The 14,444-nt window shown below is 72.5% G+C and carries 13 protein-coding genes; 11 read left to right on the forward strand and 2 right to left on the reverse strand.

Features of this window, described 5'->3' with window-relative positions:
- Positions 1-150: 150 nt before the first annotated feature.
- The 10 genes from DQ392_RS29440 to DQ392_RS29485 all read left to right on the forward strand — a co-directional run bounded on the left by DQ392_RS29440 (position 151) and on the right by DQ392_RS29485 (position 9,175).
- Positions 151-939 carry a redox-sensing transcriptional repressor Rex gene (locus DQ392_RS29440; protein ID WP_114018766.1) on the forward strand — a complete coding sequence of 263 codons (789 nt, stop codon included), beginning with the start codon at positions 151-153 and terminating at the stop codon, positions 937-939.
- On the forward strand, positions 936-2,252 hold the full coding sequence (locus DQ392_RS29445; protein WP_114018767.1) for a glutamyl-tRNA reductase: 1,317 nt from the start codon (positions 936-938) through the stop codon (positions 2,250-2,252). The genes DQ392_RS29440 and DQ392_RS29445 overlap by 4 nt, the downstream gene beginning before the upstream one ends.
- Positions 2,249-3,259, forward strand: coding sequence for a hydroxymethylbilane synthase (gene hemC, locus DQ392_RS29450; protein ID WP_114018768.1), 1,011 nt, complete (start codon positions 2,249-2,251; stop codon positions 3,257-3,259). Before DQ392_RS29445 ends, hemC begins: the two co-directional genes overlap by 4 nt.
- A gap of 62 nt (positions 3,260-3,321) precedes the next feature.
- A complete protein-coding gene (locus DQ392_RS29455; RefSeq protein ID WP_114018880.1) occupies positions 3,322-4,959 on the forward strand; it encodes a bifunctional uroporphyrinogen-III C-methyltransferase/uroporphyrinogen-III synthase in 1,638 nt (545 codons plus the stop codon).
- Positions 4,956-5,957, forward strand: a complete 1,002-nt coding sequence (gene hemB / locus DQ392_RS29460) for a porphobilinogen synthase (RefSeq protein ID WP_114018769.1) — start codon at positions 4,956-4,958, stop codon at positions 5,955-5,957. Before DQ392_RS29455 ends, hemB begins: the two co-directional genes overlap by 4 nt.
- A gap of 307 nt (positions 5,958-6,264) precedes the next feature.
- Positions 6,265-6,621: a cupin domain-containing protein gene (locus DQ392_RS29465; RefSeq protein ID WP_181856631.1), complete on the forward strand. Its 357-nt coding sequence runs from the start codon at positions 6,265-6,267 to the stop codon at positions 6,619-6,621.
- Positions 6,622-7,570: 949 nt separating this feature from the next.
- Positions 7,571-7,987 carry a roadblock/LC7 domain-containing protein gene (locus DQ392_RS29470; protein ID WP_114018881.1) on the forward strand — a complete coding sequence of 139 codons (417 nt, stop codon included), beginning with the start codon at positions 7,571-7,573 and terminating at the stop codon, positions 7,985-7,987.
- 4 nt (positions 7,988-7,991) lie between these two features.
- Entirely contained in the window at positions 7,992-8,369 is a 378-nt protein-coding gene (locus DQ392_RS29475) for a DUF742 domain-containing protein (RefSeq protein ID WP_114018771.1), read from the forward strand.
- A complete protein-coding gene (locus DQ392_RS29480) occupies positions 8,347-8,628 on the forward strand; it encodes a P-loop NTPase family protein (protein ID WP_114018882.1) in 282 nt (93 codons plus the stop codon). The genes DQ392_RS29475 and DQ392_RS29480 overlap by 23 nt, the downstream gene beginning before the upstream one ends.
- The gene (locus DQ392_RS29485; protein ID WP_114018772.1) at positions 8,609-9,175 is read left to right on the forward strand and encodes a GAF domain-containing protein; all 567 of its coding nucleotides are present in this window, start codon (positions 8,609-8,611) and stop codon (positions 9,173-9,175) included. The genes DQ392_RS29480 and DQ392_RS29485 overlap by 20 nt, the downstream gene beginning before the upstream one ends.
- A gap of 75 nt (positions 9,176-9,250) precedes the next feature.
- Here the strand turns inward: DQ392_RS29485 and argS are convergent, their stop codons facing one another.
- On the reverse strand, positions 9,251-11,029 hold the full coding sequence (argS, locus tag DQ392_RS29490) for an arginine--tRNA ligase (protein WP_114018773.1): 1,779 nt from the start codon (positions 11,027-11,029) through the stop codon (positions 9,251-9,253).
- A gap of 138 nt (positions 11,030-11,167) precedes the next feature.
- Between argS and lysS the strand changes: the two genes are divergently transcribed.
- Positions 11,168-12,916 carry a lysine--tRNA ligase gene (lysS, locus tag DQ392_RS29495; protein ID WP_114018774.1) on the forward strand — a complete coding sequence of 583 codons (1,749 nt, stop codon included), beginning with the start codon at positions 11,168-11,170 and terminating at the stop codon, positions 12,914-12,916.
- 22 nt (positions 12,917-12,938) lie between these two features.
- Here the strand turns inward: lysS and DQ392_RS29500 are convergent, their stop codons facing one another.
- The gene (locus DQ392_RS29500; RefSeq protein ID WP_181856632.1) at positions 12,939-14,426 is read right to left on the reverse strand and encodes a DUF2637 domain-containing protein; all 1,488 of its coding nucleotides are present in this window, start codon (positions 14,424-14,426) and stop codon (positions 12,939-12,941) included.
- Between the last annotated feature and the right edge of the window lie 18 nt (positions 14,427-14,444).

The following is a 14,444-nucleotide window of genomic DNA, read 5'->3' on the forward strand; positions in this document are numbered from 1 at the left end:
ATGCCTGTGGCGCCGGTCACGTTGACCGGACAAAGCGGACACCATCTTTGTGCACGCGTTCACAAAGGCATAGCCTGGTCGGGACGGAGCGGTCCGCGAGGACACCTCACGTTCGACCGCTCACCGCTTCGCGCAACCGGCAGGAGCACCGTGGCAACTGGCCGAAACCATCGTCCGGCGACGAGTCGGAGCCGAGGAATCCCCGAGGCTACCGTCGCCCGTCTTCCGCTGTATCTGCGGGCACTCACGGCGCTCTCCGAGCGCTCGGTGCCGACTGTATCCTCGGAGGAGCTGGCCTCGGCGGCCGGCGTCAACTCGGCCAAGCTCCGCAAGGACTTCTCCTACCTCGGCTCCTACGGCACCCGCGGGGTCGGCTACGACGTCGAGTACCTCGTCTACCAGATCTCACGCGAGCTCGGGCTCACGCAGGACTGGCCCGTCGTGATCGTCGGTATCGGTAATCTCGGTGCGGCCCTCGCCAACTACGGCGGTTTCGCCTCGCGCGGCTTCCGGGTCGCGGCGCTGATCGACGCCGACCCGGGCCTGTCGGGCAAGCCCGTCGCCGGGATCCCGGTCCAGCACACCGATGAGCTGGAGAAGATCATCGACGACAACGGGGTGTCCATCGGCGTGATCGCCACCCCGGCGGGCGCGGCCCAGCAGGTGTGCGACCGGCTGGTGGCCGCCGGGATCACCTCGATCCTCAACTTCGCGCCGACCGTGCTGTCCGTGCCCGAGGGCGTGGACGTCCGCAAGGTGGATCTGTCCATAGAGCTACAGATCCTCGCCTTCCACGAGCAGCGCAAGGCGGGCGAGGAGCCCGCGTCGGCCCCCGAGGTGGACACGGCGCCGCCCGCCGCACCGCCCGCCGTGGCCGTCACCAAGCGGCCGCCCGAGTCCGGACCTGACGGGGACCTGCCCGCCGTGATGCCGGCATGAGTCTGCTGGTCGTCGGCCTGAGCCACCGCAGCGCGCCGGTCAGCGTGCTGGAGCGCGCGGCGCTGGAGCCCGGAGAGCGGGGCAAGCTGTTGCAGGACACGGTGGGTGCCGAGCCCGCTGCCGAGGCGGCCGTGCTCTCCACCTGCAACCGGATCGAACTGTACGCGGACGTCGACAAGTTCCACGCCGGTGTCGCCGAGCTGTCCACCCTGCTGGCGCAGCACAGCGGCGTCAGCCTGGACGAGCTCACCCCTTATCTGTACGTGCACTACGAGGACCGTGCCGTGCACCACCTGTTCTCGGTGGCGTGCGGGCTGGACTCGATGGTCGTCGGCGAGGGGCAGATCCTCGGGCAGATCAAGGACGCGCTGGCCGTCGCGCAGGAGCAGCACACGGCGGGCCGGCTGCTGAACGACCTGTTCCAGCAGGCGCTGCGGGTCGGCAAGCGTGCGCACTCCGAGACGGGGATCGACAAGGCCGGTCAGTCCCTGGTGACCTTCGGCCTGGAGCAGCTCGCGGCCGGAGCGTCCGTGGAGGAGTGGGCGCGGGGCAAGCGGGCGCTGGTGATCGGCGCCGGTTCCATGTCCTCGCTGGCCGCGGTGACGCTCGCTCGGGCCGGTGCGGGCGAACTGGTGATCGCCAACCGGACCCTGGACAGGGCGCAGCGGCTCGCGGAGAGCCTCGACGGCGCTCGGGCCGTGCCGATGGCGGCGGTCGCCGGTGAGCTGGCGGCGGCCGACGTGGTGGTCTCGTGCACCGGTGCGACGGGTCTCGTCCTGACGGCCTCCGACATCGAGGGCGCCGCCGGCGGCCGCCGGCGGGAGGCGGCGCTGGCGGTGCTCGACCTCGCCATGCCCCGTGACGTGGAGGTGGCCGCGCACCGGATCGACGGGGTGCGGCTCGTGGACATCGAGTCGCTCGCCGACGCCGAGGCGGACGCGCCGATGGCCGGTGACGTGGAGGCCGTGCGCTCCCTCGTCGCCGAGGAGGTGGCCGCGTTCGGCGCGGCCCAGCGGGCCGCGACGATCACGCCGACCGTGGTCGCGCTGCGCACCATGGCCGCCGATGTCGTCGCCGGGGAGCTGGCCCGCCTGGAGGGGCGGCTGCACGGCATGGACGACAAGCTGCGCGCGGAGGTCACGCAGACCGTGCGCCGCGTCGTGGACAAGCTGCTGCACGCGCCGACGGTGCGGGTCAAGCAGCTCGCGGGCGAACCCGGCGGCGCCGGGTACGCCGACGCGTTGCGTGAACTCTTCGACCTCGACCCGCAGGCGGTCGCCGCTGTCAGCAATCCGGAACAGGAGCGGCAATGAACACCCATGCCACAGCCACCACCCCACTTAGGCTGGGCACCCGCCGCAGCAAACTCGCGATGGCGCAGTCCGGTCTGGTCGCCGAGGAGGTCCGCAGGGTGACCGGGCGCCCCGTCGAGCTGGTGGAGATCACCACCTACGGGGACGTCAGCAAGGAGCAGCTGGCGCAGATCGGCGGCACCGGGGTGTTCGTCAACGCGCTGCGGGACGCGTTGCTGAGCGGTGAGATCGACTTCGCGGTGCACTCGCTCAAGGACCTGCCGACGACGCAGCCCGAGCAGTTCGCTCTGGCAGCCGTGCCGGTGCGGGCGGACGCGCGGGACGTGCTGGTCGGCAGGGACGGGCTGGGCTTCGAGGCGCTGGCGCGCGCCGCGGCGCCGGGCAAGGCGCGGATCGGTACGGGCTCGCCCCGCCGGATGGCGCAGGTGCACGCCTGGGCGCGCGCGCTGGGCCTGGAGGTCGAGACCGTTGCGATCCGGGGGAATATCGACACCCGGATCGGGTACGTGCGCTCCGGTGAGCTCGACGCGGTCGTCCTCGCCGCCGCCGGGCTCCAGCGCGTCGGCCGCCTCGCCGAGGAGGCCACCGAACTGATCAGCCCGGATCAGGTACTTCCCGCCCCCGGTCAGGGGGCACTGGCCGTCGAGTGCGCGACATCCAACGCGCACCTGGCCGCACAGCTCGCGGAGCTGGACGACCCGCACACGCGGGCGGCCGTCACCGCCGAGCGAACCCTGCTCGCCGCCTTGGAGGCCGGCTGTAGCGCACCCGTGGGGGCGCTTGCCGACCTGCTTGTCGAGGGGCAGGTTGTCACCGAAATGCGCCTGCGCGGCGTCGTCGGCACCACCGACGGACGCACGCTGGTGCAGTTGTCCACCACCGGTCCCGTACCGGCGTCCGACGGTGAGAGCGTCGACCATGCGGCCTTTGCCCGCATGGGTCAGGAGCTCGCCGACGAGATGCTCGCCAAGGGTGCGGCCGGTCTGATGGGGGAGCGAGCACTTTGAGCCCCACCGCCGCCGACAAGTCGAGCGCCGCACGCACGACGGCATTCGCGAAGAGAGCGCACCTGCACGGTGCACAGGGACGCGTCACCTTCCTGGGCGCCGGGCCCGGAGATCCGGGTCTGCTGACGTTGCGCGCCGTCGAGGCGCTGGGGCAGGCCGACGTGCTCGTCGCCGACTCCCGCGTGCATGACGTCGTGCGCGTACACACCCGCCCGGGTGTGGACACACCGCTCCAGCCGGTCACTGACGAGGCGTCAACTGCCTCCGCACCGGCGGCCGATGTGGCCATCGATGCGGGCGAGTCTGCCATAGCCGCCGCGCGCGCCGGCAAGCGGGTCGTCCGTGCGGTCGCGGGTGACCCGGGGCTGGATTCGGACGCCGCCAGGGAGATGCTCGCGCTGGCGGGCGAGGGCATTCCGTTCGAGGTCGTGCCGGGCATCGCCGCGGCCGTGGGCGTGCCGGCCTACGCCGGTGTGCCGCTGCGCGACGGGCAGGGCACGGACGTGCGGTTCGTCGACGCGGCCACGGCCGACGACCGCTGCTGGACCGAGCTGGGCGTCAGCGACGCGACCGTCGTGGTCTCCACGACGCTCCAGGAGGTCGGCGCGGCGGCGGGCGAGCTGGTGGCCGCTGGCCGCAAGCCGGACACCCCCATGACCGTCACGCTGGCCGGCACCACGACCCGGCAGCGCACCTTCGCCGCGACGCTCGGGGGGATCACGCAGACCCTCAAGCAGGCCAAGGTGCTGCCCTCGCCCGACGGCGGGCAGCCCGTCATAGCCGTGGTCGGCGAGCGCAGTGCCCCGGCGCAGCGCGACCAGCTGGCCTGGTTCGAGTCCAAGCCGCTGTTCGGCTGGCAGGTCCTGGTGCCGCGCACCAAGGAGCAGGCGGCCTCCCTCTCCGACCAGCTGCGCTCCTACGGCGCGGTGCCGGCCGAGGTGCCGACGATCGCCGTGGAGCCGCCGCGTACCCCGCAGCAGATGGAGCGCGCGGTCAAGGGCCTGGTGACGGGCCGCTACGAGTGGATCGCCTTCACCTCGGTCAACGCCGTCAAGGCGGTGCGCGAGAAGTTCGAGGAGTACGGGCTCGACGCCCGCGCCTTCGCCGGGATCAAGGTCGCGGCGGTGGGCGAGCAGACCGCCAGGGCGCTGGTCGAGTTCGGCGTGAAGCCGGACCTGGTGCCCAGCGGCGAGCAGTCGGCCGCCGGGCTGCTGGAGGACTGGCCGCCCTACGACCCGGTCTTCGACCCGATCGACCGGGTGTTCCTGCCGCGCGCCGACATCGCCACCGAGACGCTGGTGGCCGGGCTGATCGAGCTGGGCTGGGAGGTGGACGACGTGACCGCGTACCGCACCGTGCGCGCCTCGCCGCCGCCCGCCGAGACCCGGGAGGCCATCAAGGGCGGCGGGTTCGACGCGGTGCTGTTCACCTCGTCGTCCACCGTGCGCAACCTGGTCGGTATCGCGGGCAAGCCGCACAATGTCACCGTCATCGCCTGTATCGGCCCGGCCACGGCCAAGACCGCGGAGGAGCACGGGCTGCGGGTGGACGTGATGGCCCCCGAGCCGTCCGTGCACAAGCTGGCCGAGGCGCTCGCCGACTTCGGCGCCCAGCGCCGCGCCGCCGCGCTGGAGGCGGGCGAGCAGGTGAAGCGGCCGAGCGAGAAGCGCCCGGCCAGGAGGAGGGCACGCACATCATGAGCACCTACGGCGGCTTCCCGGCTGCCAGGCCGCGGCGGCTGCGCAGCATCCCGGCCATGCGCAGGCTGGTGGCCGAGCACCACACCAGGCCGTCCGACCTGATCCTGCCCGCCTTCGTGCGGGAGGGCATCGGCGAGCCTGTGCCGGTGGGCTCCATGCCGGGCGTCGTGCAGCACACCAGGGACACGCTGCGGAAGGCCGCCGTGGAGGCGGCCGAGGCGGGCGTCGGCGGGCTGATGCTCTACGGCGTGCCCGAGGAGGCGAAGAAGGACGCGGCGGGCACCGCGGGCACCGATCCGGAGGGCATCCTCCAGGTGGCGCTGCGGGACGTGCGGGCCGAGGTCGGGGACGCGCTGGTGCTGATGTCCGACCTGTGCCTGGACGAGTACACCGACCACGGCCACTGCGGGGTGCTCACCGGCGAAGGACGGGTGGACAACGACGCGACGCTCGAGCGGTACGCCGAGATGGCTCGCGTCCAGGCCGACGCGGGCGCCCACGTGCTGGGGCCCAGCGGCATGATGGACGGCCAGATCGGCTACGTCCGCGCTGCGCTGGAGGAGGCGGGGCACCAGGACGTGGCCCTGTTCGCCTACACGGCGAAGTACTCCTCCGCGTTCTACGGCCCCTTCCGCGAGGCCGTCGGCTCCTCTCTCCAGGGCGACCGCAAGACGTATCAGCAGGACCCGGCCAACGCGCGTGAGGCGCTGCGCGAGCTCTCGCTCGACCTGGCCGAGGGCGCGGACATGGTGATGGTCAAGCCGGGCCTGCCCTACCTGGACGTCCTGCGGGACTTCGCCGAGCGGACCGAGGTGCCGGTCGGCGTCTACCAGGTCTCCGGCGAGTACGCGATGGTCGAGGCGGCGGCGGAGAAGGGCTGGATCGACCGCGAGGCGGCCGTCCTGGAGTCCCTGACGAGCTTCACCCGGGCCGGCGCGAACATGATCCTCACCTACTGGGCGACCGAGGCGGCGGCGCTGCTGCGCGCGCGGTACTGAAACCGAGCCGGCCGGTGCCCGAGAGGGCACCGGCCCGGTCGAGGGCCCCATCCGTCGCGGAGGGGCCCTTGTCGTTGTCCGCTCAATCAATCCGTTTCCGTTGTGGGGGCCGGAAGGATCACTTACGCTCTTCGGCCTTGTTCGCATGAGGCGGCGGAGGGCGAAGTTCCCCCGCTGCCGAGGCAGTTGACGTCATGTCATCACACTGTGCCGGACGGCTTGACCCGCGCGACTTCGACGGCGCGCCTCTCCCGTCTCGCGAAGTCCCCTTTGTCGCAGCGCCGCCGCAGACAAAGAGGAGCACATCGTGACGACTTCCACGCGCCCCGACTTCCCTGTGGTCGACGCCCGGGCACTGGAGAGCATCGACCCGATCGAGCTGTACCCCGGGGTGACGGCCCAGGGGGTCAGCTGGACCAGCCCCGCGGACGGCTCGGACCCGCTGCCGCGCGAGGCATACGTACGGTTAGCCCCGGGGTCCGGCTACACCGAGCCCGACCACCACGGCGACAGCAGCGAGATCCTGGTCGTCGTCGAGGAAGAGCTCAGCGACGAGGGCGGCCACTACCCGGCGGGCAGCCGCGTCCGGGGGGCCAAGGGCTCCACCCACCAGCCGCACAGCGAGCAGGGCTGCCTGCTGTACGCGTTCTTCCCCGAGCGCTGAGGCCCGTCGGGCCCGGCGGTCCCGGTGACCGGGACCGGCCGCTCCCCGTTCGCATGCGTTCGTTTCCGTACACCTCGCTGTCGAACCCGCCCAGTTGTATGGCAGTTGTGACGGGGCCCCGCATCGCGCCCCGCGCCGTAGCACCATGGCCTGACCCACGCCACCCAGCGGGAGAGGACGGTTCTCCGCCGTGCGGGGACGCACCTTGTTCGCAGCGGAATCACCGAGGGAATCGATGCCTCAACCTCCAGCGGACGCGGCGGCACGCCGCCGTCTGATACGGCTGGCGACGGCGCCCGCCCTTGTCGTCGCACTCGCCGGCGCCGGAGCCGTGGCCTACCTGTGGAACGCGGGGGAACCCGGCGGCACGACGGCCGCGGGGACCGGTTTCGACGACACCGGCGCCGTGGGCGTGCTCGCCGGGGCGTTACTCGTCGCGGCCGCAGCGCTCGTCGCCGGCCTGCGGACCGCCGCCGCCCAGGCGCGCACCTGTCAGGCGCGCTACGCCGGACTGCGCCGTGCGGCCGAGCGCGGCCGTGCCGAGACGGCGGCGCAACTGCGCAGGCTCCAGGCGGGCCAACCGCTCAGCGCGCCCCCGCACGCGCCCGCGCCCGAACCCCGCCCCGGCGGCGACCCACTGGACTCGCTCGCCCACGAACTCGCCCTCGCGCGGCACGCCGCGCACAGCGCGGTGGCACAGGCCGCCGACCTGGCCGCGCGCGGCGCCACCCCCCGCGCGGCGGGCAGCGGTGCGGAAGGGCCCCGGCAGGGGCTCGGCGCGGACGAGAGGGGACCGGGACCGATTCCGAGGAGCGGGGGCAGGCCGCGTGCCGCCCGGGCCCGCCCCGTCTCCGCCGTACGGCGACAGGCCGGCCCCTTGAGGCGGCGGCGATCCGGACCACCGACGCCGGGAGACAGCCCCGCCCACCGAGAGGAAGACGCGATACAGATGAGTGAAGCACCCCTCCGACAGCGGACGGTGGACCTGTCCTGGCTGCTGACAGGACTGGTCGAGCGCGTACCGCACGCGCGCAGCGCCCTGTTGCTGTCCTCGGACGGGCTGGTGAAGGCGGCGCACGGGCTGGAGACCGACACGGCGGACCACATGGCGGCGCTCGCCTCGGGTCTGTACTCGCTGGGCCGCAGTGCCGGAGTGCGCTTCGCGGGCGGCGACGACGTGCGCCAGGTGGTGGTCGAGCTGGACAGCTCGCTGCTGTTCGTCAGTACCGCGGGCCAGGGCGCCTGTCTGGCCGTGTTCGCGGGGAGCGAGGCGGACGCGGGCGTGCTGGGCTACGAGATGGCCATGCTGGTCAAGAGCGTCCGCCCGTACCTGGCGACACCGGCCCGGCAGCCTCACGGCGCCTGACGCCATGCCAGGAGACCCCGAAGAGCCCTGGCTCGACGAAGACGCGGGCCGGTTGGTGCGCCCGTACACCGTCAGCGAGGGACGCACCAGACCTTCGGCCGACCTGGATCTGCTGACGCTGGTGCTGGCGACCGGTGTCCGCCCGGGCGGCTACCTGGGACCCGAGCACAGCCAGGTGCTCGGACTGTGCGGCGGGCCCGTGTCCGTCGCCGAGATCGCCGCGACCGTCCACCTGCCCGCCACCGTCACCAAGGTGGTGCTGTCGGACCTGGTGGACTGCGGCGCCGTCACCACGCGGGGCCCCGTCCATCTACAGGGCCCGGCCACGAACGACCGAGAACTGCTGGAGGCGGTGCTGGATGGGCTCCGTAGACGACTCTGACCCCTTCCCGACCGCGCTGAAGATCATCGTCGCGGGCGGGTTCGGGGTCGGCAAGACGACCTTCGTGGGGGCCGTCAACGAGTTCGACGGCTCCCACCGCTACAACCCCGACGAGGTGCGAGTGGCGGTCGACCTCGACCCGGGCGTTCCCGTCGTCCCGTGCGACGCCCGCGCCCCCGACTCCGCCACCGGGGTCCTCGTCTCCCTCATCCGGCACCTGATCGATCCGAGGAGCGCGCATGCCGTTCACACCGCTTGACCTCACGGCCCGCCTGCTGGTGACCCCGCAGGACACCGAGGCGCCCGCGCGGGTGGCCCGGCTGAGGGAACTGGGCATCGGCGAGCGGCCGGTACCGGAGTTCGACGCCTTCGCGCGGGAGCTGGCCCGGGTCACGGACGCGCCCTTCGCGATGGTCAACTTCATCGACGAGCGGCGGCAGTACTTCTCGGGCCTGTACGACTCGACGACGGACCCGCAAAAGGGTCCTGTCGACCCGGACGGCGGCGTGGGCCGGGTGATGGAGCGCGACCACGGCTTCTGCGTGCACGTCGTGGCCCGGCGTACCGCGCTGGTGCTGGAGGACGTGCGCGACTTCGCCCGGTTCGCCGTCAACCCCGTCGTGGACGAGGTGGGCATCAAGTCCTACCTGGGCGCGCCGCTGCTCGACCCCTCGGGCATGGCGCTGGGCACGGTCTGCGTCGTCGACCAGCGGCCGCGCCCGTGGGGCAGGGAGGGGCTGCGGACCATCAAGACGATGGCCGCCGAGCTGCGGGAGGAGATCCTGCGCGGCGTCGGCCCGTCGTGACCGCGCACCCCCGCAGGTCGTGCGCGGCCGCGTGGGGTGCGCGAGCCCGGCACGAACGGGACGGGAGACCCTGGCTCACAGCCGCTCGGGCGTGCGGATGCCGAGCAGCGCCAGGCCCTGGTGGAGGACCTTCGCGGTCATCTCGCACAGGAACAGGCGGTTCTCGGACTGCTCGGGCTCCCCGGGGTCGAGGACGAGGCAGTTCTCGAAGAACCGGCTGTAGAGCGTGGCCAGTTCGTACAGGTACGCCGTCAGCTTGTGCGGCGCGTACTCGTCGGCCGCCGTCACCAGCGTGTCCCCGAAGCCGTCCAGGTGCAGGGCCAGCGCCCGCTCGGCCGGGACCAGCTCGCGCTCCGGGTGCGGCACGGGCTCCAGCCCGTTCGCCTTGCGGAAGATCGAGCGGACCCGCGCGTACGCGTACTGGAGGTAGACGCTGGTGTCGCCCTGGAGGGAGACCATACGGTCCAGATCGAAGACGTAGTCGCGCGTCATCGAGTTGGACAGGTCCGCGTACTTGACCGCGCCGATACCGACCTGCTGGGCGCGCCGCTGGATCTCCTCCTCGGCCACGCTCGCGTCGGCCTTCTCGCGGACGACGGCCGCCGCGCGCTCCACCGCCTCGTCCAGCAGGTCGACCAGCCGCACCGTCTCGCCCTCGCGGGTCTTGAACGGCTTGCCGTCCTTGCCCAGCACGGTGCCGAACGGGAGCTGCCTGGCGGCGCCCTCGGGCAGCCAGCCGGCGCGCTGCGCCGTCTCGAACACCATCCTGAAGTGCAGCGCCTGCCTCGCGTCGACCACGTACAGCAGGGTGTCGGCCTTGAGGTCGCCGACGCGGTTGCGGATGGCGGCCAGGTCGGTGGCGGCGTAGCCGAAGCCGCCGTTGGACTTCTGGACGATCAGCGGGGTGGGCGTGCCGTCGGGGCCCTTGATGTCCTCGAAGAAGACGCACAGCGCGCCCTCGGACCGCACGGCGACCCCGGACTCCTCCAGGTCCTTGACGACCTGCTGGAGGTCGTCGTTGTAGGCGCTCTCGCCGACGATGTCCGCGTCGCGGATCTCGACGTCCAGCTCGTCGTAGACGCCCTGGAAGTACGTCTTGGACTCGTCCACGATCTTGTGCCAGAGCGCCAGCGTCTCCGCGTCGCCGCTCTGGAGCGCGGGCACCCGGTCGCGGGCGCGCGCCTTGAAGTCCTCGTCGGAGTCGAACAGGGCGCGGGAGGACTTGTAGAGCCGGTTGAGCCGGGCCATGGCGGCCTCGCCCGCGTCCTTGGCGTCGGCCGTGTCCGAGGCGTGGTCCAGCTCGTGCGGGTGCTCGATCAGGTACTGGATGAGCATGCCGAAGTTGGTGCCCCAGTCGCCGATGTGGTGGCGCCGGATCACCGTCTCGCCCCGGTGTTCGAGCAGGTGCACGACGGCGTCGCCGATCACCGTCGAGCGCAGGTGCCCGACATGCATCTCCTTGGCGACGTTCGGCTGCGAGTAGTCGATCACCGTCGTGCCGGGGTCGTCCGCGTACGGCACGCCCAGGCGCTCGTCCCGCCGGCGGGCGGCCAGGTTCTCCACGATCGCGCGGTCGGCGACGGTGATGTTGAGGAAGCCGGGGCCGGAGACCTCGATCCGGGCGATCGTCCCGTCCTCGTTCTGCGCGGGCAGCGCCTCGGTGACCTTCCCCGCAAGCTCGCGCGGGTTCCCCTTCAGCTGCTTGGCGAGCGCCAGCATCCCGTTGGCCTGGAAGTCCGCCCGGTCGCTACGTCGCAGCAGCGGGTCGGCGGAGGCGGCCTCCGGCAGAGCAGCCGAGAGGGCGTCCGAGACGCGCAGGCGGACCGTAGCGGCGAGAGAGGGGACCGTAGCCATGGAGTGCTGACCGTTCCGTCGGGGTGGCTGGATGCGCCATCCAGTATCCCACGTGCGAAGTGGGGAGCGCCGCCGGATTCCGGGGTGGGACAATGGCGGCGCAGGTTTGAAGAGCGCGACGAGAAGGAAGTGCCGGACGTGGCTTTGACCACCCATGAGGCCGACTGGGTCTCCCGTATCGCCGATGACGTCATCGCCGAAGCGGAGCGGCGCGGCCTCAAAAAGATCGTCTGCGCGTCAGGGCTGAGCCCCTCGGGCCCCATCCACCTGGGCAACCTGCGCGAGGTCATGGTGCCGCACCTGGTGGCTGACGAGATCAAGCGCCGCGGTCTGGACTGCGAGCACCTCCTGTCCTGGGACGACTACGACCGGTTCCGCAAGGTCCCGGCCGGCGTCGAGGGCGTCGACGAGTCCTGGGAGCAGCACATCGGCCGGCCCCTGACCGCCGTGCCCGCACCCTCCGGCAGTCCGTACGGCAGCTGGGCCGAGCACTTCAGGGCCGCCATGGAGGCGTCGCTGCTGGAGCTGGGCGTGGAGTACCGCGGCATCAGCCAGACCGCGCAGTACACCTCGGGCGTCTACACCGAGCAGATCCTCTTCGCCATGCGCGAGCGCGAGCGCATCGACGCCGTCCTGGACCGGTACCGCACGCTGGAGAAGGAAGCCAAGGGCGGCGGCAAGAAGCCCCAGCAGCAGAAGAAGCAGAAGCCGGACGAGGCCGAGACCGAGGCCGCCGAGGGCTCCGGCGCGGCGGGCGAGGACGACGGCTCCGGCGCCGGCGCGGGCTCCGCCTACTACCCGTACAAGCCCTACTGCACCGCCTGCGGCCGCGACCTGACCACGGTCACCGCCTACGACGACGCGACCACCGAGCTGACCTACACCTGCCGGTGCGGCCACGGCGAGACCGTCGAGCTGCGCACCTTCCACCACGGCAAGCTGGTGTGGAAGGTCGACTGGCCGATGCGCTGGGCGTACGAGGGCGTCGTCTTCGAACCCTCCGGCGTGGACCACCAGTCGCCGGGATCCTCGTTCGTCGTCGGCGGCCAGCTCGTCAAGGAGATCTTCGGCGGGCAGCAGCCCCTCGGACCGATGTACGCCTTCGTCGGCATCAGCGGCATGGCCAAGATGTCCTCCTCCAAGGGCGGCGTCCCCACCCCGGCAGACGCCCTCCAGATCATGGAGGCCCCGCTGCTGCGCTGGCTGTACGCGCGGCGCAAGCCCAACCAGTCCTTCAAGGTCGCCTTCGACCAGGAGATCCAGCGCACCTACGACGAGTGGGACGCGCTCGGCCGCAAGATCGCCGACGGCAGTGCCCAGCCCGCCGACATCGCGGCGCACACCCGCGCCTCGACCACGGCACTGGGCCCCCTCACGCTCACCGAGCGCCCGCTGCCGTACCGCACGCTGGCCTCGGTCGCCGACATCACCGGCGGCCAGGAGGAGCAGACCCTGCGCATCCTCAGCGAGCTCGACCCCGCCCACCCGGTGCACAGCCTGGACGAGGTCCGCCCGCGCCTGGACCGCGCCCACCGCTGGATCACCACCCAGGTCCCCGCCGACCAGCGCACCCGGGTACGCGAGGAGCCCGACGCCGCACTCCTCGCCTCGCTGGACGAGCAGCAGCGCGAGTCGCTGCGGCTGCTCCTGGAGGGGCTGGAGGAGAACTGGTCGCTCGAGGGCCTCACCTCCCTGGTGTACGGCGTACCGAAGATCCAGGCGGGGCTCGCCCCCGACGCGAAGCCGACCCCGGAGCTGAAGGTCTCCCAGCGCGGCTTCTTCGCCCTGCTCTACCGGCTCCTCGTCAGCCGCGAGACCGGCCCCCGGCTGCCCACGCTGCTGCTCGCGGTGGGCGCCGAGCGGGTCCGCAAGCTGCTGGGGGCGTGACACCGGCCGAGTTCACGGACCGCTACCCCGCGAGCCCCATCTCGGTGTTGTAGCGGTCCTTGAACTCGCGCATGTACGTGCCCAGATAGGTCTCGCTCAGCAGCCTGCCGTCCACCGTGGTGACCCCGAAGCCGTCGTGCAGCGTGCGGGAGAGGTGGCGCGCGGTGGGGAAGGCGCCGTGCGAGGCGACGTAGTGGCGGTACGCCTCGAAGTAGACCTCTTCGCGGGGGATGCCGTCGGGGATGCCGGCGGGCTCGTCACCGCCGTAAGGGCTGTCGTCCTCGTCCTCCTCCACGAACGCGCCCGGACCCTGGTCCGGGCCCCCTCCGGTGTCCGGGGTCGGGTACGCCTCCGCGTCCGCGTGGACGTGCGGGCCGGGCTGCTCCGGCTCCTCGTGGGGGGTCGGCTCGGGCGGGCTCGGCTCGATGAACAGTTCCTCGACGGGCGCGGGGGCCGCCGGTGCCGGGGCGTCCGCCGTGGCCGCCGCCGGCTCGCCGAGGCGCCGGTAGCGGCCGGGGGCCACCGGCACGGGGAACTCGGCCGCCGGGCGCCGAGCCGCGGGCCCCGACGCGGTCTGCGCACTCTGCCCGTCGGCGGGTTCGTCCTCCGGGGGCGGGGCGTACCCGGCCTCCGGCGCCGGGGCGGGCTGCACGGGAGGGGGAGCGGGGGTGACGGAGGCGGCGGGTTCGGACGCGGTCTCGTGCTGCGGGGCGGGCTCCCACGCGGTCGCCGCGTCCGGCGGGATCTGCGCGGGCGGCAGGCCGTCGTCGGCCCCCGTCCCGGCCACCGCGGGCGCCGGCTCGGGCAGCCTGGTGGCCTCGGGTGCGGGCTCGGGGAGCCTGGTGGCCTCGGGCGCCGTCTCGCGCAGCGGCACCCCGTAGCGGACGAGCTTCAACGGCATCAGCGCCTCCACGGGCGCCCGGCGCCGCCAGGCGCGTCCGTACCGGGCGCGCAGCCGGGTCTCGTAGATGAGCCGGTCCTGCTCCATCCGGATCACCTGGTCGTAGCTGCGCAGCTCCCACAGCTTCATCCGCCGCCACAGCAGGAAGGTGGAGGGGAAGGCCAGCATCCAGCGGGAGAGGCGCACGCCTTCCATGTGCTTGTCCGCGGTGATGGCGGCGACGCGTCCCGTGGCGTGCCGCGCCGCCTCCACGGTGACGACGAAGAGCACCGGGATGACCGCGTGCATGCCCACGCCGAGCGGGTCGGGCCAGGCGGCGGCGCCGTTGAAGGCGATGGTGGCGGCCGTCAGGAGCCAGGCGGTCTGCCGCAGCAGCGGAAAGGGAATGCGGATCCACGTCAGCAGCAGGTCCAAAGCGAGCAGGACGACGATGCCGGCGTCGATGCCTACGGGGAAGAACGGGGCGAAGGCGCCGAAGCCCTTGCGTTCCGCGAGGTCGCGGACGGCCGCGTAGGAGCCCGCGAAACCGATCGCGGCGATCACCATGGCGCCGGCGATGACGACGGCGATCAGTATGCGGTGTATTCGGGTCAGTTGTACGCCCTGCACTGGAGTTGTCCCCACCCT

The sequence above is a fragment of the Streptomyces reniochalinae genome (assembly GCF_003323735.1).
Lineage (GTDB): Bacteria > Actinomycetota > Actinomycetes > Streptomycetales > Streptomycetaceae > Streptomyces > Streptomyces reniochalinae.